Origin of the sequence: Thalassotalea litorea, from assembly GCF_043642205.1 — a bacterium.
GTDB classification, from domain to species: Bacteria; Pseudomonadota; Gammaproteobacteria; order Enterobacterales; family Alteromonadaceae; genus Thalassotalea_A; species Thalassotalea_A litorea.
In genome coordinates this window covers 102,380-124,271 of sequence record NZ_JBHZSG010000004.1, presented here as the reverse complement: position 1 = coordinate 124,271, position 21,892 = coordinate 102,380, and the positions used below count along the sequence as shown (strand labels likewise).

Below are 21,892 nucleotides of genomic sequence, written 5' to 3'. Positions count from 1 at the left end.
TTAAAGAATGGGACAGGTTCATCATAAAAATTGCTCGCCTAAAGAACTACGCAGTGCATACGTATTCATAGACCGCCAGTCACACCGTACAAACCTAGTAAGATCTTCGTAACTTACTGAAGTGAATGAACAAAAAATACTAGATAAGAAAGCAGGTCAATGAATACGAGGTATCTGCTGCTGTTGCAGGAAATTGCTGATAGGCGAGTTCTAAATTATTTCCCTAAATCGATGCTTTATGAATACGTATGCATTGATTCAGGTGTAATGGCAGGTAACGCTGTAAGGTTAAGTCTGGTTCGCCTTGTTATCCATTTATGCTGAACTATTATTGTAAGGGCTTGTTATTCGCCAACATCTTGTTTAATCGAGTAATCCTATTACTCCGGGGAGCAGTTACCATGGTAAAAACCGTTACTCTATCAGGCTTGGGTCTGAGCACGTCTCTGTTAGCATTTTCTTCAACTGTAATCGCGAGTCCGGAAAACGAAGAGTTGGCGAAAAAACTTTCCAATCCGGTTGCTTCGTTAATCAGTGTGCCATTTCAATTTAATTATGATCACAATATTGGTCCAGGTGATCATGGCGATCGTTATCTCACTAATATTCAACCGGTCGTGCCCATGAGTATCAATGAGGATTGGAACCTTATTTCCCGTACCATTTTGCCGGTGATATCTCAGGATGATATTTTCCCCGGAGCGGGAAGTCAGTTTGGCATTGGCGATATTGTGCAAAGCTTTTTCTTCTCACCGGTTCAACCAACGAAGAGTGGCTGGATATTAGGGGCAGGTCCGGTATTGCTATTGCCGACAGGCTCCGATGACTTACTCACGGCTGACAAATGGGGGGCTGGACCAACCGCTGTCGCCCTGCGCCAAGATGGGCAATGGACTTATGGTGGCTTGTTTAATCATATCTGGAGTTTTGCCGGAGAAGATGACAGACCTGATGTGAATACAACATTTATGCAGCCATTCTTATCCTATACAACCAAAACTGCGATGTCTTATACGATCAATTCTGAAACCACGTATAACTGGGAAACAGAGGACTGGGCTGTGCCAGTGAACTTTATGGTCAGCCAAGTTGCTAAAATTGGTGATCAAACCGTCAGTATTGGTGGCGGGTTACGTTATCATGTCGCCAGTTCAAATGGCGGTCCGGAAGGTTGGGGAGCGAGGTTAATATTCACACTGATTTTTCCTAGATAAAGCTAAAACTCAGTTTTCTAACGTGTTTTTGCATCGGTTTAGCGATAAGTGTCTATATATTTCTCGCTGAGTGGTTTACTCTGAGTTTCTGTTAGTCATCTTCTCTTCGCTATGCAAGTTATTGAAATCTTTGTACGCTTTCTTCTTTTAGGTTGCTACTCTTTTGGCGGCCCGGTTGCTCATATCGGTTATTTTCGTCATGCGTTTGTGGAAAAATTACAATGGGTAGACGATAAGCACTATACCCAATTAATCTCACTGAGCCAGTTTTTACCGGGGCCTGGCTCAAGTCAGATTGGATTTGCAATTGGCCTGGAACGGGCCGGATTGGCCGGCGGCATTGCCGCGTTTATCGGCTTTACCCTACCTTCGTTTATTCTCCTGTTTGTTGTTTCTTCATTGGCCTCACAGTTTGAACAACATGCCTTATTTCAGGGGATTGTTCACGGTCTTAAGTTATTCGCTGTGGTTGTAGTGAGTGACGCGGTTATGGGCATGTACAATAATTTTTGCAAACAGCGCTTTCATATTGGTATCGCCGTCATTGGTGCTGCCGTTTTACTTTCCGTTCCCGGGATTGGCATGCAGCTGCTTGTCTTACTGGCAGCTGCTCTGATTGGGTGGTTGTATAAGGGGCGCATTCCGCCCTCGAAAACCGTATCACCAACAATTCATGAAAAGAGCAAAAACACTGTGATTAAATGGCCACTGATAGGCTTTGTGGTGTTGTTTGTTGGCTTGCCATTACTGTCGTCAGTGTCTGCAGCCTGGCAAACCTTTGGTGCCTTTTATCAGTCAGGAGCGTTGGTATTCGGCGGTGGTCATGTGGTTCTGCCGTTGCTGCAGCAAACGTTGGCAGGGTTAATCTCCCAGGATCAATTCTTAACCGGTTACGCAGCAGCACAAGGCGTGCCTGGGCCGATGTTTTCCGTAGCGGCCTACCTTGGTGTGCAGATAAACCCTGATCAGGGATTGTTGTTTGCGCTGTTGGCAACCATAGCGATTTTCCTGCCGGGATTTCTGTTAGTGATTGCCTTGAAAGATGCCTGGTTGAGTTTGGCCAACAAACCGGCGGTGGGTGCTTCTGTTGATGCCATCAACGCTGCCGTGGTTGGACTGCTGATCGCCGCATTATATCAACCGGTTTTTATCAGTGCGGTGCTCACTGGCCAGGATATGGCGTTAGTGATCATCGGATTGTTTTTACTGAAAAAAATAAAGTGCCCGATTATCTATCTGGTGGCTTTATTTATTGCCATTGGTGCTGCGCTAGGCGCTGTGACTATGGTTTAATAAATACCTTAACCTAAACAAGAAGCTGAACATGAAAAATTTAAGTATTATTGCAAGTGCGCTGTTACTGGTTGCCTGCGGGAGTGAACCGGAGAGCAATGTTGAACCTGAGACCAAGACTACTGTGAGTTCTGTTACTTACCCCCAAACTAGAAAAGATGACGTTGTTGACGAGTACTTCGGACAACAAGTCGCGGATCCCTACCGTTGGTTAGAAGATGATCGTAGTGCTGAGACAGCGGCTTGGGTAAAGGCCGAAAATGACGTCACTTTCGGGTATCTTGAGCAAATTCCATATCGTGATACGTTGAAAAAACGCCTTACAGAGTTATGGAATTATGAAAAATATTCCGCTCCTTTTACGGAAGGCGATTACACCTATTTCTATAAAAATGATGGCCTGCAAAACCAGTATGTGGTTTATCGTCAACAAGGTGATGGTGACGCGGAAGTCTTTCTTGATCCCAATAAATTTAGTGAAGATGGCACCACCTCGTTGGCTCAACTGAGCTTTTCTAAACAAGGTAATATTGCCGCCTATGCGATTTCTGAAGGCGGCAGCGACTGGCGCAAAATAATTATTATCGATGCCGACACCAAAGAGCAACTAGAACCAGCACTGGAAAATGTTAAATTTTCAGGCATTTCCTGGAAAGGTGATGAAGGTTTCTTCTATTCCAGCTATGACAAGCCAGAAGGCAGTGAGCTGAGTGCGAAAACCGATCAGCATAAACTTTATTATCATAAGCTGGGTACCGCGCAATCAGAAGATAAAGTTATCTTTGGTGCCACAGCGGAACAAAAACGTCGCTACGTCGGTGCTCAGGTGTCTGAAGACGACCGTTTTTTGTTAATTTCGGGCGCGCAATCAACCTCTGGTAATGATTTGCATATGTTGGACTTAACCAAAACCGACGCTGCAATACAGACCATTATGAATGACCAGAGTGCCGATACCTATATGCTGGATAGTGTCGATGACACCTTGTATTTGGTGACCAACAAGGATGCGCCGAATCAAAAAGTTGTGGCAATGAATGTGAATGACCCGGCGCCAGCAAACTGGAAAACGATTATCGATGAATCGGAAAATGTATTAAAGGCGTCCGCTGGTGGGGGTTATCTTTATGCTCACTATATGGTTGATGCAACAACTAAATTGGTACAATTTGATCGCCAGGGTAAGAAGCTTCGTGATATTCAATTGCCCGATGTGGGAACGGCGTCAGGCCTGGATGGCAAGAGTGACGATGCGGTTCTTTATTACAGCTTTACCAACTACAAAACCCCGGGGACCATTTATTCTTTTGATGTGAACAACGGCGATTCTGCTGTGTATCAAGCCTCAGGCGCTAAGTTCAATAGCGATGACTATGTTTCGAAACAGGTGTTTTACACGTCTAAAGATGGTACTAAGGTACCGATGATCATCACCCATAAAAAAGGTGTTGAGTTAAATGGTAAAAACCCAACGATTTTATATGGCTATGGTGGTTTTAATATTAGTTTGACGCCATATTTCAGTGTCGCCAATGGCGTTTGGCTGGAACAGGGTGGCGTTTATGCCGTTGCGAATATGCGCGGTGGCGGCGAATACGGCAAAGAGTGGCATAAAGCCGGAACGCAAATGCAAAAGCAAAATGTGTTTGATGACTTTATTGCTGCCGCAGAGTACTTGATAGAGGCAAACTATACATCCAGCGATTATTTGGCGATTCGTGGTGGTTCTAATGGCGGATTGTTAGTCGGAGCCGTAATGTTACAAAGACCAGAGTTGTTTAAAGTTGCCCTACCTGCGGTAGGTGTATTGGATATGTTGCGTTATCACACGTTCACGTCTGGCGCTGGTTGGGCCTATGATTACGGGACATCGGAGCAAAGTAAAGAAATGTTCGAGTATCTGTATGGTTACTCACCACTGCATAATGTTAAAGCGGGAGAGAATTACCCGGCAACCTTGATCACGACAGGAGATCACGATGACCGCGTCGTTCCCGCGCATTCGTTTAAATTTGCCGCTGAGTTGCAAGCCAAGCAAGGTGGTGAAAATCCGGTATTGATTCGTATTGAAACCAATGCCGGTCACGGTGCCGGTACGCCAGTATCGAAATCCATCGAACAATATGCCGATATTTTCGGTTTTACGCTCTACAACATGGGCGTTAAAAAGCTATAAACGACACTTCCCTTGCGCTCTTTTGAGAGCGTAAGGGTTTTTTCTTCTTTGTGACTTCGCGATTTTTTAGATTTCCATCATCCGTAAGATTCCTTCGCAATTCTTTATCAGCCCTTGTTTTGTAAGGCTTTGAAAACCATTAGCTTATTCCTAGACATTGCCCGAATTTTAAAAGTGTAAAAAAATCCAACAATTTTCTGTCGTTTTCCATTCTTTATCTATACTTAGGTGTATAAATCGGTGGCCAAGGATTTATCTCCCGGCCTGCTACCTGCAGATTGTTTATGTTGTTGCTGTTTGTCTGCGGGGGAAATTATCACTCCTTCAAGCACCCTGATGATGTTTGTTAGTGGTATTGGTAACTGGCTCAAGTGAGCAACGATAAAACAGGATAACAACCCATGAGATATACACCCGCATGTTACATTTCTTCTAGTCCTCCCCGGATAAGAGCTAGAACCTTTACTCGTTAGAGTAACGGCATAATTCCTCAAGGAATCAATCACTAAAATAATTAGTTAGCAAGTGCATCTTGGTCAAGGTGCAGGGGATTTTTGCGCGATTTTTTCGCCAGTAGCAAGGACAGAAGTTATGGGTAAGTTTGCGGCATTGTTAATGCTAATGCTTTCTTCTACAGCATCAGCCATGGACTTTGAAGTGAAAATCGGTGGATGGTCAGATCATTTAAAAAAGAATGATACAGAATCCATTATTCAGGAGTTTATCGATCCGGATTTTGAATATAATGAAAACCATAAAGGTTATGGTATTAAGTGGTACTTCTATGAGCTAACGCCTAAATGGCAAATCAATGTAGAGCTTTGGCGTATGAAAGATTCTCATGATATGGATTACAACTCCATTGGTATTGGCGTTACCCGCGATTTTCCTTTGGAAGATTCCTTTCTCGACAAAATTTCGCTTTCTATGCCAATTACGTATGTTGATCGTTCAGACATCCTTTATTCCGATACCAGTGCCGAATTTATCCGTAAAGACTTTGTCCACTTTATGCCCTACCTCAGTTTTTATAAAAAAGGCTTTCATTTAGATGCGACTGTCCTACCCCACGATACCAATACGGGGTTTTCCATTACCGCATTTGTCCGCTTAGGCTATCGATTTTAATGCCTTGATAAGGCTTTAAAGGAGATTGTGTCAGAGTTTTTTACAGTTTTTGCTGGCGCAACATTTCTCTGATTGGGAAGTAACTAAAAATCAACTGGTTACGACAACTGGAATATCGCTTGCATAGAATCATCTTTAGTTAATTCTTAACCCTTGTCGGCATGGTTGTGAAAACACCTTCCGATGTTCCTGTAGTTAATACGTTGGCTGCGTAGTTAAAGCAATTTATTAAGGTATGTTGTATGAAAGTTAAGCAATGGCTATTACCCGCCCTGTTATTACTCTGTACGCCTTTTGCCCATGCAAACCTGCTGGTTAATGGCGATTTTGAAGATCCCATCGTCGAGGAAGGTCGATGGCAGTGGTTTTCTGGTGATGACGTTGATGGCTGGGACGGTGCCAGTATTGAAATTTGGCATATGGCCAACGGTACGATGGCATTCAGTGGTCTGCAACATGCAGAACTAAACGCTGCGGGTCCGGTTGATGGCGCCTGGACAATGGAGCAGACGTTTATGTCTGATGTCGGTTCATTTTATGAGGTTGGATTTGCTTATAGTGCCCGCTTTGATGACGAAGTGTTTCTATTCGAAGTGCTCGCTGGCGATGATGTCTTATTCTCGCAGACTTTCGATGATCATGAATTCGGCTCCTGGAGTGAGTTTTCTACCGTTTTTGAAGCAACCGGTAGCGAAGCGACAGTGCGCTTTACCTCTGTGAATCCGGAAACAGGTTTCTCTGGCAATTTCCTTGATGGGGTTTACGCTGTGGAAAGCGATGATCCGTCGCAGACGATTCCTGAACCCAAATCCGTGGTGATTTTTGCGTTGGCGATATTAGCCATCGTTGGCTTAAGAAGATATCACCATAAACAAAACCATTAGGTTGTAAATAAAACCATAGTCTTAATGGCTTGAAACCTGCTGTGAAGTATTCCCTGGCTGGCGCATATTATCCACCATCATGCGCGCTTGTTCAGGGGCTTTGCTACCAAGTGCTGTGATAACCATGGCAACGGAAAAATTCACCAATGCGCCCACCGCGCCAAAGGCGTTCGGTGAAATGCCGAAAAACCAATTTTCGGGCATGTCTCCCAAAAAGCTTGTACTTGAGATAAACATGATGCCTTTGTGCTGAAACACATACAGTAAAGTGACACTGATACCCGCGCACATACCGCTAACCGCCGCTTTACCGGAAATGGTTTTTGAAAAAATACCCATCATTAACGCTGGGAATATGGATGAAGCCGCTAGTCCAAAGGCCAGAGCAACGGTACCGGCGGCAAATCCCGGCGGATTCAGTCCCAGGTATCCGGCCAGTAATATCGACAAGGTCATGGTTATTCGACCTGCCAGTAACTCTCTTTTTTCTGACAAACTGGTAAAAAACAGGCCTTTCATCAGATCATGAGATACCGACGATGAAATTGCCAATAATAAGCCTGCTGCAGTGGAAAGCGCTGCGGCCAAACCGCCCGCGGCAACCAGAGCAATGACCCAGTTAGGTAAGTTTGCGATTGCAGGATTCGCCAACACCATGATATCTCGATCCACTTTCACCAGTTCATTGGTTGCTTCATCGGCGTGATACTGGATTCTGCCATCACCGTTTTTATCTTCAAATTGCAGCAAACCGGTTGTTTCCCAATCCTTGAACCATTGCGGTCTTTGTTCATATTCGATGTGCTGGCCCGCTTCAGGCTCTATGGTAAAAGACAGATTCAAACGTGCCATCGCGCCAACCGCAGGAGCGACCGTGTATAACAAGGCAATAAATACCAGCGCATAGCCGGCGCTCGAACGTGCGGCTTTAACACTGGGTACGGTGAAAAAACGCATAATCACGTGAGGAAGGCCTGCGGTTCCTATCATCAAAGATAAGGTATAGGCGAACATATCAAGACGATTTTCCATATTCGCCGTTGTATATTGATCAAAACCGAGATCGGTAACCACCTGATCCAATTTATCGAGTAAATAGGTGCCACTGCCATCGGCTAATGTTGAGCCTAAACCCAGTTGTGGTATCGGATTACCGGTTAATTGCAGGGAGATAAAGATAGCGGGTACTGTGTAGGCGAATATCAGCACACAATACTGGGCAATTTGCGTATAGGTAATGCCTTTCATGCCGCCGAGTACCGCATAGAACCACACCACGATCATGCCAATGCCCAGGCCAACGCCATAATCGACTTCCAAAAATCGTGAAAACGCCACGCCCACGCCCTTCATCTGACCAATAATATAGGTTAGGGAAGCAATGATCAGGCAAATTACTGCAACGATACGCGCGGTGCGAGACATAAAGCGATCGGCAATAAATTCTGGGACGGTGAACTTACCGTGTTTGCGCATGTATGGGGCGAGCAAGGTTGCCAGTAACACGTAACCACCGGTCCAGCCCATTAAAAAAACCGACCCTCCATATCCGAGAAAGGCGATTAATCCCGCCATGGAAATAAACGACGCTGCACTCATCCAGTCAGCGGCAATTGCCATGCCGTTTTGCACCGGGCCGACATGACCACTGGCCACATAAAAATCACTGGTTGAAGCGGCCCTTGCCCACCAGGCAATGGCAAAATACAAAGCGAAAGAACCGAATACGGCGATGTAGGTATATAACTTCAACTCATCCATGGGGTTAGTCCTTAATGCCGAATTTTTTATCCAACTTATTCATTTGCCGGGTATAGTAGAAAACAAGTATGACAAAGGTATAAATCGAACCTTGTTGGGCAAACCAGAAGCCAAGCTTGTAACCGCCGAGGCGAATTTCGTTGAGCGGTTCGACCAATAAGATGCCGCAGCCAAATGATACCAAAAACCAGATGGCCAGGCAGATTGCGATAAGTTTAAGGTTTTCTCGCCAGTATTGATTGTTGCTAATTGATGCCTCAGGCTTTGCTGTGATTTTTTGTTCTTTAACCGACTGTTTCATAGGACGTTATTATTGTTTACCCATGATTCTTTTATGGCATGTTTTGCTTGAAAAAGCACCAATAAATTTATGTTAGCACGAGTTATAAAAGACAAAAAAAAACGGGCTGTAGCCCGTTTTAGTGTTAGTCGATAAAGGGATGTTATTCGCTGGCGCCATTGACGCCGGAATTTGTCCCTTGGCTAGCGCCCTTATTGTTCGAGGGGGCGCTGGTATGTGCCTGTTGCGTTACTGTGATGGCATCCTGAACCAAGGGGTGTTGACCGGTAAGTAAATCATTCAAAGAACCATTTTCCTTATCAACGATACCTAATTCACGCATCATGCTATCAACCAATGGTGCATTGGCTCGATAGTTTAGTGCAGCGTTGGTGATTTGCTCAGAAAGACCTGCGCTTGTGCCTGAACCTTCGGTACCGGAAGCAACCGCATTACCCTGGCCATAACCTTGCAAAATCTTAATCCCTTCAATGTTTTCTAGCGGCTTAACAGCGCTGGCAACAATGGAAGGAAGAGCTTGCAGGATCGCCAATGATTTTTGTAACTCTACCTGCTCGTCACGTAAGGTATTTTCCGCTTCATAAAGCGCTTTCTTACCTTCCGCTTCAACCGCGTATACTTTTTCATCAGCTTCCGCTTTAAGTTTCTTGGCATCGGCATCGGCTCGAGCTTCGGTCAAAATCGCTTCGGCCTTATCTTCGGCTGCACGCTTATCGGCTTCAGCCTGAACGGTAATGCCAACCGCTTCACGCTCGGCTTCTTTTTTCGCATCAATAACTTCGATGTCTTTTTGGCGATTCGCTACGGCAATTTGTTTAGCTGTAACAACCGCTTCTTCTTTTTCGACTTTGGCTTTTTCCGCTTCCGCCGCTTTGGCACGAGCGGCAGATTCTTCTTCCGATTTTTGCGCAACGGCAATCTGCTTTTCCTGCATCGAAACTTCTACGTCACGCTCTTGCTGAATGCGTGCTTGTTCAAGAGCTTTGCGCTTTTCAATTTCCTGAGCTTCAATATTCTTCGACTTTTCAATCTCAGCAGCTTCAACCGCTCGTTGTTTGGCAATTTCAGCTTCACGCTCTTCTCGCTCTTTAACTTCACGCTGCTTGACGATTTCCGCTTGCTGCTCAACGCGTTTAAATTCAATCGCCTGCTGTTGAATTAACTGTGCTTCCTGCTGCTCTTTTTGAATATCAAGAGACTGCTTTTCAGCTTCCAGGTTACGTTGTTCGATAAGAATGCGGTTTTCCTGCTCGATGTCATTGGTTTCTTTACGTTTTTCTTCAATTATTTTCGCTAATCGTGCACGACCTTCGGCATCAAATGCGTTGTTTTCATTAAAAAACTGAAGGTCGGTCTGGTCAAAGCCTGTTAATGATACAGATTCCAGCTCAAGACCATTCTTTTCAAGATCGGTCATGACGTTTTGCTGTACTTTTTGCACAAACTCACTGCGTTGTTCGTGCATTTCCGTCATTGTCATTTCTGCAGCGACGGCACGCAAGACATCAACAAACTTAGATTCCATGAGCTTTTTCAGCTCTTCTACACGCATGGTGCGGGTACCGAGTGTTTGTGCTGCCATGGAGATGCCTTCGGTATTTGGTGCGACACGAAGGTAAAAGTCCGCTTTTACATCGACACGCATACGATCTTTGGTGATTAAGGCGTCTTTTTGAGTCTTTTCCACTTCAATACGTAGGGTATTCATATTGACAGGGATGGTTTCGTGAACCACTGGCAAGACAATCGCTCCGCCATCTTTTACCACGCGCTCACCGCCCATACCGGTGCGTACAAAAGCAATTTCTTTGGTCGCGCGGATATATAGTTTGGCGATAATTAAGCCGATGGTCATCAGCGAAATCAGCACCACGGCGGCAACAATTAAAATTAGGGTTAAATTATCACCCGTTGTGAACTGGTCCATTTAGTTTCCTTTACTGTTTTCGTTTTTATGGTTGAAAAGGCGCAGCTATCCAGCTGCTGTCAGTTTTTTCAATCAGCACGACCTGAGTTCCCTGCAGGAATTCCTGGTCATCATTGTCCGGTTCGACCATGACATAGTGCTTTTGATTAAATTCATCAATCAGGGATGCTTGTGCCGCATTACCTTTGCGGGCTTTGCCCAGAGTAATGATTGCAACTTTACCTGAAAATGCATTGACCGATACTGCGGAGGATTCATTTTTTGGCACGATTTTCGCGATGGCTTCGCCACAGGTATGAGTGATTATCAACGCCGAAAACAAAGCGACAGGTTTGGCAAACCAAAACAGGAATTCAGCGTTAAGCGAACTTAACACAACGTAGTTGTATATAAGTCCGGTCAATCCGAAACTGGTAAGCATGAGGATCAACCATACCAACAGCGGCAAGCGATCCAGACATAACCAACCGAGAACCGAGGTTAGTCCGCCAGAGCTGATATCCGCATCGACATCCGCATCGACGTCGAATCCGGTGAGGTCATCAAGTAAGGTCATTACGCTGGAACCGATGACCAGAGCGAGGCCCTCTAAAAGCGCTAAACCAAAGACTATGGTAAGCGCGACGGTAAATGCAAAGTTTACATCGTTGAGTAAAAAACCGAACAAAAGAGATTCCTTTCCAATGTTTAAAAAATCAATCTACTGCATTATTCGCATCTTTGCCAACAGATTTTATAGCCATTAACAGAATGTTAACCTGTTCGGTTTTTATGATGTTTTACATCCACGAACGAGGTTTATATGTGACTTGATAGAGTACGGAATCGGCAATCGAACGTGCTAAATCTTCAGAAATAAAAGGGACCGAGATGGAACCACTGGCGACAACAAACTGCAACGAAGCTAACTGATGGCGCTTTTGCCAGATGCTTTGTTTCACCTGAATCTGTTGTAGCTTATAGGCTTCAAATACATGGTAGTCGATACCAAAACAGCCTTTGCGAATATAGACAAAGTGACCATCGAAGTTAACCCCCCAACGACGATAGCGCATATAGAAAATGACAGATAAAAATCCGCTGAATGCCAAGGTTAAGGTAAATAATCCCCAGCTACTATTTAATACAAACAACATCATCAGCGGTGCAGCAATTACCCAAAGGAAAAAGTAAAAGCGCAGTAAATAACGTTTGCTGATGGTATGAAATTCTATCTGGTTTAGTTGATTTTCAGGATAGGCATCATCCAGTAAGGCCTGGCGCTCTTCGCCAGTAACGGAAGGCACGATAATTTTATTGGTGCCTTCCGTTATTGATGGTTGCCCCTGTTGGGCATTATTGGCATTGGTTTGTTCAAACTTAATATTGATACGTTTGAACAATCTATCCAGCCAATCCTGTTGGCACGTCACCATTTGTAGCCTTGAATGGGGCATGGTGATTTCGTGTCGGGTAAATAATCCGGAACGGCGAATATATTTATTGTCGGCTTTGCTTAAGGTATAGCCGTAAAACGTGATAATGGCGCCAATCACCGAAATTAATGACATTAATGCCATGACGATGAAAAAGATTACCAGAACGCCAAGACCTAATTGCCAAATCGGTGTTGAATCGGCATAGAATATTTGCATCGCGTCGATGCCCTGGGCTTCAATATATTCCGGCAGGCCTTCGGTAATATTATCGATAAAAGGTGCCAGCGCACCCAGAACAATCCACACCCGGTTATTGGCGATACCATGCAATACCAAATCCGACAAAGAGCGGGTCTTTAACAAGGTTTCCGAGCCAGTACTTGCTGGATTTTGATGTCCGGAAGGAGCAAGTTCCGCACCTTCGCCTAATGCATCTGCTGATGCACCTTTAGCATCCTGTCTACTATGCCGCTGACTCAATATTTCCAGCTTAAGTTGCTCGGCAAATGGGGTTTGCAGAGCGGCGATGTTAGCCTCTTGTTGTACCGAGCCCGCACTATCGAGTTTCAGAGTGGCGTAGCCAAACGGACGATAATACCAAGGGTGACTGATTTCAACATTCTGAATTCGATTGAACGGCAGATTCACATATTTTTTCGAAAAAACGCCAGAGCGGATCTCCAGATGATGATGACTTAATCGATATTGGAAAAACCAGTAATTTAAAATGGCGCTAACCAGGACGAGGAGGGTTAATCCTATGGTTAAAGGAATTGCCGCCTGGGGATTTTTTTGGATCTGGTTGTAGCCCACTAACAGTGCGGGTAATAAATACGCGATGTTACCAACAATGCCTCGAATAAAGCGCAGTGCAAAAAATATTACCGCGATTGGCGATATTCGATGCCACTCCTTGGTCGATTCCTGAGCCGTTGCTTGTTCAGGCTGAGGTGATCTATCCGTCATTATTGCCACCTTTGTGGGATAGTATAAATTGACGGATTGCCTGAGCTTTTTTGAGAGGCAAGCCTGGTATTTGGAAGGTATGCATGGCACCGCCAGCACTAAACACTTGTAATTTTGCGAGCTCAAAGCGGCGATCAAAAGGTCCGCGTTTAAGTTCCACGTGTTGAATTCGACTCATTGGCTGAGTGATGGTTTTTCGGAACGCCAGGCCACAGCGATAGGATAAATCCTGCTCCCTAAGCGCATAAGCTTTAATGGGTTCAGCGAACCACTGATACAAAAAGGACAGGAAGAAAATCAGCGACAATGCGCTAAAAACAAAAGTCAGGACAAGACTTAACGTTTCAGGCAACAGGTCATCCCCAACACTTAACAGAATGACTAACAGGACAGGAAACAAAAGAGACAAAATAGCGCCAAGGATACGCGTCCACTTTATGTGAATGGGGGAAATGTTTTCAAAATCGATCGCATCGATTGATGGTAATTGAGCGTCGTGCAACTGGATATTGCTGTAGTCAGTAGTCAAACCTGGGCTCCTGATATTGAAAGGTTGAGTCGGCTTAGTGATAGCCGTACATCAAAATAGATTGAGTAACTATATGATCTTGTTTTAATTAATTCACGATAAAGGTAAAAAATCAATCGCTTAAACTTTCTTGTTGTATAGATACCCGTTTAGGTTTCCATTATACTCAGCAATATGAGCATTGATTTTCGCACCTACATAGTCCTGGTCCTGGTGACCCTGAGTCTGGCACTTTCCAGTGTAGCCAGAGCGCAGGTGCACGTTTGTGCGCCGCTGGAAAATGGTGCTGTGGATAGTAATGGTGCAGTGATGTCGGCCGCCACGACAGTCAATAATGCTGATACGAATACGGGTAGTGAGCATACTATTCATGCTCAGCATATGATGAGCGGCAATATGACGGCAAAAGCGTCTGACTCTTCTGACATTGCCTCCCATGATATGGGGACTCATCATATGCCCTGTTGTGATCCAGAACAATCGATGTCGTCTGGAGTACAGAATCATAATTCATGTGGTGATTGTGACATGCAATCTTGCGGCTCATCCCATGCGGTATTAACCCTTGCATTACTGACTTTGCCGCAGACATTGGAAAACCGAAACTTCAGTCAACTTACCCGTCGCCCCCCGGCGCCCGTCAAAGAGTGGTTGATTCCTCCCATTAGATAACATCTGAAATCATTGTTTTTTATTTTTCAGAGGTTATTTATGTATATATTCAAGTCTTTATTTGTCCAGCTATCGGCGTTGACGCCTCTTGGGTGGGCAAAATCACATTGCTATTTAGCGTATAAGTCGTCATGCCTTATTGTGTGCTTACTGGTTTTTATGGCTAGCAACGCCTATGGATCTGCAGCCCCGAATGCACAGCAAAATCCGACCCCGAAGCAGGTTCAGGGTTTGGAGCAGGTTCAGTATATTTGCCCTATGCATTCCCATATCATCAAAGATCACCCAGGAAAATGCCCGATATGTGGTATGGATCTGGTCGCCAAATCGATTCAGGGCGCAGAGCGTGATTTACCCGCCGCCCAAATCAATATATCCGGTGCTATTCAGCAGAACCTGGCGCTGACGACAGCTCTGGTGAACAAAAGTGTGTTGTGGCGCTATATCGAAACCTTTGGTTCCGTTGTGTATGACGAACAAGGTCAGCGGCATTTGCATCCAAGAGCCAGTGGCTGGATTGAAAATCTGGCGGTTAATACCTTAGCGCAACCGGTGAAAAAGGGGCAGTTACTCTACGAAATATATTCTCCTGATTTGTTGTTGGCCCAGGATGAATATCTAAGCCTGTTTCGCGATAAAAATATTTCTGATGCGCTTAAGCTGCGAGGTCGCACCCGATTGACCTTACTAGGAATGGATGATGATCTTATCGATAGAATTGAGCGAGGCAATCAGCCGTTGTACCGAGTCCCCTATTACGCGCCTACCGATGGTATTGTCGCCAATCTCGATATTCGCCAGGGGATGTATGTTAACCCTGAAGATGAAATCATGATGTTGGCCGATCCGGGCAAGCTGTGGGTAATTGCCGATGTGTTTGAGCACCAGATTGACTGGGTTAAAACCGGAAAGTGGGTAGAGTTTGATCTCCCCGCATTGGGGATTTTTGCCGCTGAAGGCGAGATTGAATATATCTATCCGGAACTGGATGCTAACACCCGAACATTGAAGGTGCGCCTGTCATTGAAAAATCCAGACGGGATTTTTAAACCCAACATGATTGCCAACGTTCGCATTTATGGTGGCGCGACACAACCGGTATTAAATATTCCTTTGCAGGCACTGATTCAGACCGAAAAACAAAATCGGGTTGTGGTGCAAAAAGATGATGCTACGTTTACCATCGCTGAGGTCACCGTTGGCATGATCACCCAGGGCCGAGCTGAAATCACCGGCGGCTTAAAAGAAGGTGACAGAGTTGTCACATCCGGACAGTTTCTTATCGATTCCGAAGCCAATATTCAAGGCAGCATGCTGCGCCTTGGCAATGCCTCTCGTGCGTCGGAAAACCCCCATCAGCATCATTAAGGAAGCGTAAATGAGTAAGTTAATCGAACTCTCGCTGCGCTTTCGAGTGCTGGTCATTGTGATCGCGCTCATTGCGGCAGTCTGGGGATTTCGCGCCATGCAGACGTTGCCTCTGGATGCATTACCGGATTTGAGTGACGTTCAGGTTATTGTTAAAACGCCTTATCCGGGGCAGGCGCCTGAGCTAGTTGAGCAACAGGTAACCTATCCATTATCCACGGTTATGCTATCGGTACCCGGCGCTACTGCGGTGCGTGGCTTTTCGTTTTTCGGCGATTCCTATTTATACATTATTTTTGCTGAAGATACGGATCCCTACTGGGCTCGAAGCCGGGTTCTCGAGTACCTGCAACAAGCCAATAACATCCTACCGGATGGGGTAACACCAACCCTGGGCCCAGACGCTTCCGGTGTTGGCTGGATTTATCAATATGCCTTGACGGCCAGCAATAGTGACTTTGATTTGGCCGATCTGAAGTCGTTGCAAGACTGGTATCTGAAATTAGGGCTGCAATCGGTGCCAGGTGTCAGTGAAGTGGCCACCGTCGGTGGCATGGAACGTACCTATCAAATCATTGTTGAGCCAGCTCGATTGCTCTATTACGGATTAACCATAGAGCAAGTAAAGAAAGCCCTGCAAGCGGCCAATATGGATACCGGTGGTTCGGTATTGGAGCTGGCAGAAGCGGAATATATGATCCGCTCAAAAGGCTATTTACAATCGATCTCCGATATCGAAGAAACCGCTCTGCCGATTCAATCGGAGCAGTTTTCATCTCTGCGCATCAAACATATCGCAACGGTACGTGAAGGCCCGCAAATGCGCCGCGGCATTGCCGAATTAAATGGTGAAGGCGAAGTGGTAGGCGGTATCGTGGTCATGCGCCAGGGGGAAAATGCGCTGGCGACGATCGACAACGTTGAACAACGACTGCAAGAGCTTAAAGTCGGATTACCCGAGGGCGTTGAACTGATTACAACCTATGATCGTGCGGCACTGATTGAACGATCGATTGCGAATTTGCAGGAAAAACTACTCGAAGAAATACTTATCGTGGTTTTGGTCTGTTTTGCGTTTTTACTTCATGCCCGTTCAACGCTGGTGGCGGTTATTTGTCTGCCTTTATCTGTATTTATCGGTTTTATTGCCATGAATGCCCTTGAGATCAATGCCAATATCATGAGCCTTGGTGGCATCGCGATTGCGATTGGAGCGCTGGTGGATGCGGCCATAGTGATGGTAGAGAATCAGCATAAACATTTGCAATCTTTTCACCAGCAGCACCAAAGATATCCGCAAGGAAAAGACCATTGGCGTTTAACAATGCGAGCTGCAAAAGAGGTTGGCCCTGCGTTAGGCCTGACCCTGTTGTTAATTACCATCAGTTTTTTGCCGGTATTTGCCCTGCAGGCCCAAGAAGGCCGGTTATTCACGCCATTAGCCATGACAAAAACCCTGGTAATGGCTGCGGCAGCATTACTGAGTGTCACGTTAGTTCCTGTATTGATGGGCTATTTTATTCGTGGAAAAGTACCCGATGAAAACAGAAATTGGTTAAATCGGGGCATCACTGCGGTGTATCGGCCTTTGCTTAAAGCTGCGCTTAATTTTCCTAAAATTACCGTGCTAGTGGCCATTTTGATTGCGTTATCCAGCGCTTACCCGATTACTAATATGCAAAGTGAATTTATGCCGGAGCTGGAAGAAGGGGATTTGCTTTATATGCCAACCACCTTGCCGGCGGTTTCTATCAGTGAAGCCGGCGAGATTTTACAGCAAACGGATCGGTTAATTCGCACGGTACCTGAAGTGGCATCGGTATTTGGTAAAGTCGGTCGTGCAGAAACCGCAACCGATCCTGCACCGTTGACCATGTTGGAAACAACCATTGCATTAAAACCAAAATCCCAGTGGCGAAATGGCATGGAACTTGACGATATTATCGCGGAACTGGAAGCCAAAGTGCAGTTTCCCGGGGTGAGTAATGCCTGGGTGCAACCGATAAAAACACGTATTGATATGCTCACAACTGGGGTGAAAACTCCATTAGGTATCAAAATCTCCGGACCCAAGATACATCAACTTGAGCGTTTAGGGCGCGATATTGAAGGGATATTGGCGAAGATCCCACAAACCGTATCCGTCTATGCTGAGCGAGCTGAGTCGGGACGATATATCGATATAAAACCAGACCGGCAGGCGGCAGCAAATTATGGATTGACCATTAACGATATCCAGCAAGTTGTTACCTATGCCATTGGTGGCGCGAATGTTAGTGAAATGGTGTTAGGACGTGAGCGCTATCCGATAAACCTGCGTTATCCGGCGCGCTACCGACAAAGTGTGGATGATTTAAACAATATTCCATTTGTCAGCCCTTCCGGGGCTAGGCTAACGCTTGGCCAGGTCGCAGAGGTCAAAATCACACAGGGACCGGCGTTGGTCAAAAGTGAGAATGGCAGACCTATCGCCTGGGTATTTATTGATATTGATCCGGATGTTTCCATTGCGGATTATATTGATGTGATTCGCCCCAAGCTTGACGCATTAAATGTCCCTGCTACCTATAGCTGGAGCTTTGCCGGGCAATATGAATATATGCAGCGGGTGAACAGCGATTTAACGTGGTTAATACCATTAACATTGCTATTGATTTTTATCCTGCTTTATTTAATTTTTTCATCGGTCCGACAGTCTTTGTTGGTGCTGCTGACATTGCCTGTGGCCCTGGCCGGATCCATATGGTTGGTCTACTGGCTGGATTATGCCTTTTCCATAGCACTGGCGGTTGGCATGATTGCTTTAGCCGGTGTCGCCGCCGAGTTTGGGGTAATTATGCTGATCTACTTAAATCAACAGTTTAATCGGGTCGCGATTGGAACCCATACCAGTGCCATCGATGCGGTGCAATCTGGTGCTTTGCTTCGCGTCAGACCTAAAGCGATGACGGTACTTACTATTATCGCCGGATTACTGCCCATCATGCTGGGCAGTGGTAGTGGTAATGAAGTGATGCAACGTATTGCGGCGCCTATGGTCGGCGGTATGTTACTGAGCCCATTAGTATCGATGTTTGTGATCCCAAGCTGCTATTTGCTTTTATATCGTCGTCGCTTTGGGAAACCCAAACCGCAGGACATTACAGCCGAGGAAGCGGTCGTTGATTCGGCACTGAGCGACACATAAAATTAGCAGGAATTAATTATTCTTTTAGTATTTGCGTTTCAAGAATAATCGTTCCTTGTTTTTATGGTCAGTCCAAGGTATAAACTAAGGATTGTTTTTTAACTCTGGTCTGCCTTTTCATGCCGCATAGCGTGCAGTTGAGCACTCAACAACGATCGCAAAATACAACTTCGAAAATGGTGACTTTTATTGCAAAAGTCGCCGACTTCCTTGCGCCTGCTCAGATCATTGATGATTATACTCGCCGCTATGCCTATGGTACCGACGCGTCTTTTTATCGGTTGGTGCCGCAATATATTCTGCGCATTGATTCGTTAGCGCAAATGCGCCAAGTGCTGGCGCTGGCCACTGCCTATAAGGTGGCGGTTACGTTTCGGGCGGCGGGCACCAGTCTTTCCGGTCAGGCGATTACCGATTCGGTGTTAATCATTCTCAGCGACAACTGGTGCGATTTAGAGATTATCGAGCAGGGCAAAAAGATAAAGTTGCAGCCTGGACTAATTGGTAGTCAGGTTAATCAAATTCTGAAACCCTTTGGACGAAAAATCGGCCCGGATCCGGCCTCTATTGATACCTGTAAAATTGGCGGGATCGCTGCTAATAACTCGTCCGGTATGTGCTGCGGTGTCAAACAAAACTCTTACCATACGCTAGCGGATATCACCGTCGTATTTGCCGACGGTACTCTGCTCGATACCAGCGATCCGCAAAGTTGTGATACCTTCATCACTGAAAAGCCTGAGTTGTATCACGGCTTGCTAGAATTAGCCCGACAAGTTGCAGACGATGATGAACTCAGCGCGCAAATTGCCCATAAGTATCGGCTGAAAAATACGACCGGTTATGGCATTAATGCCCTGCTCGATTATCACGATGGTATTGATATTATCAAACACCTGTTGATCGGCTCTGAGGGTACCTTAGGTTTTATTGCAGATATTACTTATCACACGGTAGTGGATCATTCGTTAAAAAGCGCTGCTCTGTTAATTTTTAAGGATATTCATCATGCCTGTGAACTGGTGCCTAAGCTTGCCGAATGCTCAGTAGCTGCGGTTGAGCTGCTTGATAACAAAGCCTTGTTGTCCGTAGATAACCACCCCTTATTGAAAGATAAACTCGATGATTTACCCAATGTCGGCGCAGCATTGCTTATTGAAGTTCAGACGGACGACGAACATAGTCTGCAATCTAAAGTCGATAAGGTTCGTCAGTTGCTGGCCGACCGCCATTCAGATTTATATCTGTCTTTGGATTTCAGTACCGATACAGCGCGCAATACTGAGTTGTGGAATATTCGCAAAGGGACGTTCCCGTCGGTAGGCGCACATCGTGAAAAAGGCACGACGGTAATTATTGAAGATGTCGCCTTCGCGATTGAAGACCTGGCTCAAGCCGTGCTGGCGCTGCAGAAACTCTTCGTTGAGTTTAACTATGACGAAGCGATTATTTTTGGGCATGCGCTCGATGGAAACCTGCATTTCGTGTTTACTCAGGCCTTTGCCAGTGATGAACAGACGAGTCGTTATCAGCGGTTTATGGGGGCGGTAAGTGAACTTGTGGTCGACCGATTTAATGGCTCGTTAAAGGCCGAACATGGTACCGGGCGCAACATGGCGCCATTTGTTCGTCAGGAATGGGGCGAAAAAGCCTATCAGCTGATGTTAGATATTAAGGCATTGTTCGATCCTGATAACATCCTAAATCCTGGCGTTATTATTAATGACGATCCCGCCGCGCATGTAAAAAATCTTAAAATCATGCCTCAAGCCGATGACATCATCGATACCTGCATTGAGTGTGGATTTTGTGAGCCAGTGTGTCCGTCAAATGGATTAACGCTAACCCCTCGTCAGCGCATTAGTGTGTGGCGTCGAATCGCAGAATTAAAAGCCTTACTTGCGGATACGTCGCTGGCCCCGAAATTGCGCCAGCAATGGCAGCTGCAATTGCAAAAGCTTAAAAAAGATTTCCCGTATATGGCAATCGATACCTGTGCCGCGACCGGACTTTGCGGTATGCGCTGTCCGGTGGGTATTAACACCGGCGAATTTGTTAAGGCCTATCGCCAGCACACTATTGAGAATTCAACGCTAAAACGTCAGTTGAGCAAGCATCTGGGTAATCGATTCGCCACCACTCAAACCCTGGCCCGATGGTCGTTATCAGCACTGGATAAAACCCGTTCTGTTGTGGGAGATAAAGCGATATCAAGCGCATTGGCGTTAGGAAACAGTCTTTCTAAGGGATGGATCCCTGAATATCCAGGTGTGATGCCCGCAAGTGAAAAAGCCATAGACGCTGCAGAATTAAATGGCGGTTCTGGCAAACCGGGTGCAACGAAAGTCATTTATTTTCCGGCATGCGCCGGTCGGATATTTGCAGCCGATAGTAACGCCGAAGACCAGCGGCCATTGCCTGTGGTCTTTTCCGAACTTTTGCAAAAAGCCGGGTTTGAGGTGCTAGTGCCAGATTCAATGAACCAATTGTGCTGCGGCATGCCATTTTCCAGTAAAGGCGATAAGGTGCAAAGTCGCAGTAAAGCCGAACAAGTGATTAGTGCTTTAAATGAAATGGCATCAGGGGAAGATTTCTATGTCGTAACGGATGCCAGCTCCTGCGCTTTGCACCTGGATAAGCAGCAGGAATCGGACTCTAAACATTCATTGAAGATTTATGAAGCTGCAGAGTTTGTTAATCAATTCGTTGCAGACAAGCTTGAAATAAAACTTATTGATGAACCTGTGATGTTGCATATTACCTGCAGCACCAAACGGCTGGGGCATGAGCAGCACTTATTAGCGTTAGCGCAGCGCTGTAGCAATGACGTGAAAGTGCCTGCCGATATCCACTGTTGTGGGTTTGCAGGCGACAAAGGCTTTTTTACGCCTGAACTCAATGCTAATGCCTTGCATTCCCTAAAGGATCAAGTTCCGGAAAATTGCCATATTGGGGTGTCCAATGCCCGTACCTGTGAAATTGGTTTGTCACAGCATGGCCAGATAGCCTATCAATCCATCGTTTATCTGCTGGATAGGGTCAGCGTTAATAAAAATAATTAAACCATT

The 21,892-nt window shown here is 45.7% G+C and carries 15 protein-coding genes; 9 read left to right on the top strand and 6 right to left on the bottom strand.

Annotated features, from left to right (window positions below; all coding sequences use genetic code 11):
• The first annotated feature begins 401 nt into the window (after nucleotides 1-401).
• The 5 genes from ACHUFQ_RS03485 to ACHUFQ_RS03465 all read left to right on the top strand — a co-directional run bounded on the left by ACHUFQ_RS03485 (nucleotide 402) and on the right by ACHUFQ_RS03465 (nucleotide 6,695).
• Nucleotides 402-1,214: a transporter gene (locus ACHUFQ_RS03485; protein ID WP_394173012.1), complete on the top strand. Its 813-nt coding sequence runs from the start codon at nucleotides 402-404 to the stop codon at nucleotides 1,212-1,214.
• Nucleotides 1,215-1,325: 111 nt separating this feature from the next.
• Nucleotides 1,326-2,507, top strand: a complete 1,182-nt coding sequence (gene chrA, locus ACHUFQ_RS03480) for a chromate efflux transporter (protein WP_394173010.1) — start codon at nucleotides 1,326-1,328, stop codon at nucleotides 2,505-2,507.
• Nucleotides 2,508-2,538: 31 nt separating this feature from the next.
• Complete coding sequence (locus tag ACHUFQ_RS03475; protein WP_394173008.1) at nucleotides 2,539-4,683, top strand: prolyl oligopeptidase family serine peptidase; 2,145 nt, start codon at nucleotides 2,539-2,541, stop codon at nucleotides 4,681-4,683.
• Nucleotides 4,684-5,274: 591 nt separating this feature from the next.
• Nucleotides 5,275-5,811 carry a hypothetical protein gene (locus ACHUFQ_RS03470; RefSeq protein ID WP_394173006.1) on the top strand — a complete coding sequence of 179 codons (537 nt, stop codon included), beginning with the start codon at nucleotides 5,275-5,277 and terminating at the stop codon, nucleotides 5,809-5,811.
• 242 nt (nucleotides 5,812-6,053) lie between these two features.
• Nucleotides 6,054-6,695: a hypothetical protein gene (locus tag ACHUFQ_RS03465; protein WP_394173004.1), complete on the top strand. Its 642-nt coding sequence runs from the start codon at nucleotides 6,054-6,056 to the stop codon at nucleotides 6,693-6,695.
• Between the two features lie 21 nt (nucleotides 6,696-6,716).
• Here ACHUFQ_RS03465 and ACHUFQ_RS03460 read toward each other — a convergent pair whose 3' ends face one another.
• From ACHUFQ_RS03460 to ACHUFQ_RS03435, 6 genes are all read right to left on the bottom strand, one after another.
• Nucleotides 6,717-8,456 (bottom strand): sodium:solute symporter family protein, encoded by a 1,740-nt coding sequence (locus ACHUFQ_RS03460; RefSeq protein ID WP_394173002.1) that lies wholly within the window; start codon nucleotides 8,454-8,456, stop codon nucleotides 6,717-6,719.
• 4 nt (nucleotides 8,457-8,460) lie between these two features.
• Nucleotides 8,461-8,757 carry a DUF4212 domain-containing protein gene (locus tag ACHUFQ_RS03455; RefSeq protein WP_394173000.1) on the bottom strand — a complete coding sequence of 99 codons (297 nt, stop codon included), beginning with the start codon at nucleotides 8,755-8,757 and terminating at the stop codon, nucleotides 8,461-8,463.
• A 142-nt stretch (nucleotides 8,758-8,899) separates the two neighbouring features.
• Nucleotides 8,900-10,684, bottom strand: a complete 1,785-nt coding sequence (locus tag ACHUFQ_RS03450; protein WP_394172998.1) for a flotillin family protein — start codon at nucleotides 10,682-10,684, stop codon at nucleotides 8,900-8,902.
• 25 nt (nucleotides 10,685-10,709) lie between these two features.
• Nucleotides 10,710-11,351: a YqiJ family protein gene (locus tag ACHUFQ_RS03445; protein WP_394172997.1), complete on the bottom strand. Its 642-nt coding sequence runs from the start codon at nucleotides 11,349-11,351 to the stop codon at nucleotides 10,710-10,712.
• 112 nt (nucleotides 11,352-11,463) lie between these two features.
• Nucleotides 11,464-13,068: a PH domain-containing protein gene (locus tag ACHUFQ_RS03440; RefSeq protein WP_394172995.1), complete on the bottom strand. Its 1,605-nt coding sequence runs from the start codon at nucleotides 13,066-13,068 to the stop codon at nucleotides 11,464-11,466.
• The gene (locus tag ACHUFQ_RS03435) at nucleotides 13,058-13,597 is read right to left on the bottom strand and encodes a PH domain-containing protein (RefSeq protein ID WP_394172993.1); all 540 of its coding nucleotides are present in this window, start codon (nucleotides 13,595-13,597) and stop codon (nucleotides 13,058-13,060) included. The genes ACHUFQ_RS03440 and ACHUFQ_RS03435 overlap by 11 nt, the downstream gene beginning before the upstream one ends.
• Before the next feature lie 174 nt (nucleotides 13,598-13,771).
• Between ACHUFQ_RS03435 and ACHUFQ_RS03430 the strand changes: the two genes are divergently transcribed.
• The 4 genes from ACHUFQ_RS03430 (at nucleotide 13,772) to ACHUFQ_RS03415 (ending at nucleotide 21,886) form a co-directional block, all read left to right on the top strand.
• A complete protein-coding gene (locus tag ACHUFQ_RS03430; protein ID WP_394172991.1) occupies nucleotides 13,772-14,269 on the top strand; it encodes a hypothetical protein in 498 nt (165 codons plus the stop codon).
• Between the two features lie 159 nt (nucleotides 14,270-14,428).
• On the top strand, nucleotides 14,429-15,637 hold the full coding sequence (locus tag ACHUFQ_RS03425) for an efflux RND transporter periplasmic adaptor subunit (protein ID WP_394172989.1): 1,209 nt from the start codon (nucleotides 14,429-14,431) through the stop codon (nucleotides 15,635-15,637).
• 10 nt (nucleotides 15,638-15,647) lie between these two features.
• Nucleotides 15,648-18,824, top strand: a complete 3,177-nt coding sequence (locus ACHUFQ_RS03420) for an efflux RND transporter permease subunit (RefSeq protein WP_394172987.1) — start codon at nucleotides 15,648-15,650, stop codon at nucleotides 18,822-18,824.
• Nucleotides 18,825-19,000: 176 nt separating this feature from the next.
• Nucleotides 19,001-21,886 (top strand): FAD-binding and (Fe-S)-binding domain-containing protein, encoded by a 2,886-nt coding sequence (locus ACHUFQ_RS03415; RefSeq protein WP_394172985.1) that lies wholly within the window; start codon nucleotides 19,001-19,003, stop codon nucleotides 21,884-21,886.
• The last annotated feature ends 6 nt before the right edge of the window (nucleotides 21,887-21,892 follow it).

Bases quoted from the DNA above. Each gene is read 5' to 3' on its own strand.
- ACHUFQ_RS03430 (WP_394172991.1), top strand. From the start codon at position 13,772: ATGAGCATTGATTTTCGCACCTACATAGTCCTGGTCCTGGTGACCCTG.
- ACHUFQ_RS03485 (WP_394173012.1), top strand. From the start codon at position 402: ATGGTAAAAACCGTTACTCTATCAGGCTTGGGTCTGAGCACGTCTCTG.
- ACHUFQ_RS03460 (WP_394173002.1), bottom strand. From the start codon at position 8,456: ATGGATGAGTTGAAGTTATATACCTACATCGCCGTATTCGGTTCTTTC.
- ACHUFQ_RS03465 (WP_394173004.1), top strand. From the start codon at position 6,054: ATGAAAGTTAAGCAATGGCTATTACCCGCCCTGTTATTACTCTGTACG.
- ACHUFQ_RS03470 (WP_394173006.1), top strand. From the start codon at position 5,275: ATGGGTAAGTTTGCGGCATTGTTAATGCTAATGCTTTCTTCTACAGCA.
- ACHUFQ_RS03475 (WP_394173008.1), top strand. From the start codon at position 2,539: ATGAAAAATTTAAGTATTATTGCAAGTGCGCTGTTACTGGTTGCCTGC.
- ACHUFQ_RS03425 (WP_394172989.1), top strand. From the start codon at position 14,429: ATGGCTAGCAACGCCTATGGATCTGCAGCCCCGAATGCACAGCAAAAT.
- ACHUFQ_RS03455 (WP_394173000.1), bottom strand. From the start codon at position 8,757: ATGAAACAGTCGGTTAAAGAACAAAAAATCACAGCAAAGCCTGAGGCA.
- ACHUFQ_RS03440 (WP_394172995.1), bottom strand. From the start codon at position 13,068: ATGACGGATAGATCACCTCAGCCTGAACAAGCAACGGCTCAGGAATCG.
- ACHUFQ_RS03450 (WP_394172998.1), bottom strand. From the start codon at position 10,684: ATGGACCAGTTCACAACGGGTGATAATTTAACCCTAATTTTAATTGTT.
- ACHUFQ_RS03420 (WP_394172987.1), top strand. From the start codon at position 15,648: ATGAGTAAGTTAATCGAACTCTCGCTGCGCTTTCGAGTGCTGGTCATT.
- chrA (WP_394173010.1), top strand. From the start codon at position 1,326: ATGCAAGTTATTGAAATCTTTGTACGCTTTCTTCTTTTAGGTTGCTAC.
- ACHUFQ_RS03415 (WP_394172985.1), top strand. From the start codon at position 19,001: ATGGTGACTTTTATTGCAAAAGTCGCCGACTTCCTTGCGCCTGCTCAG.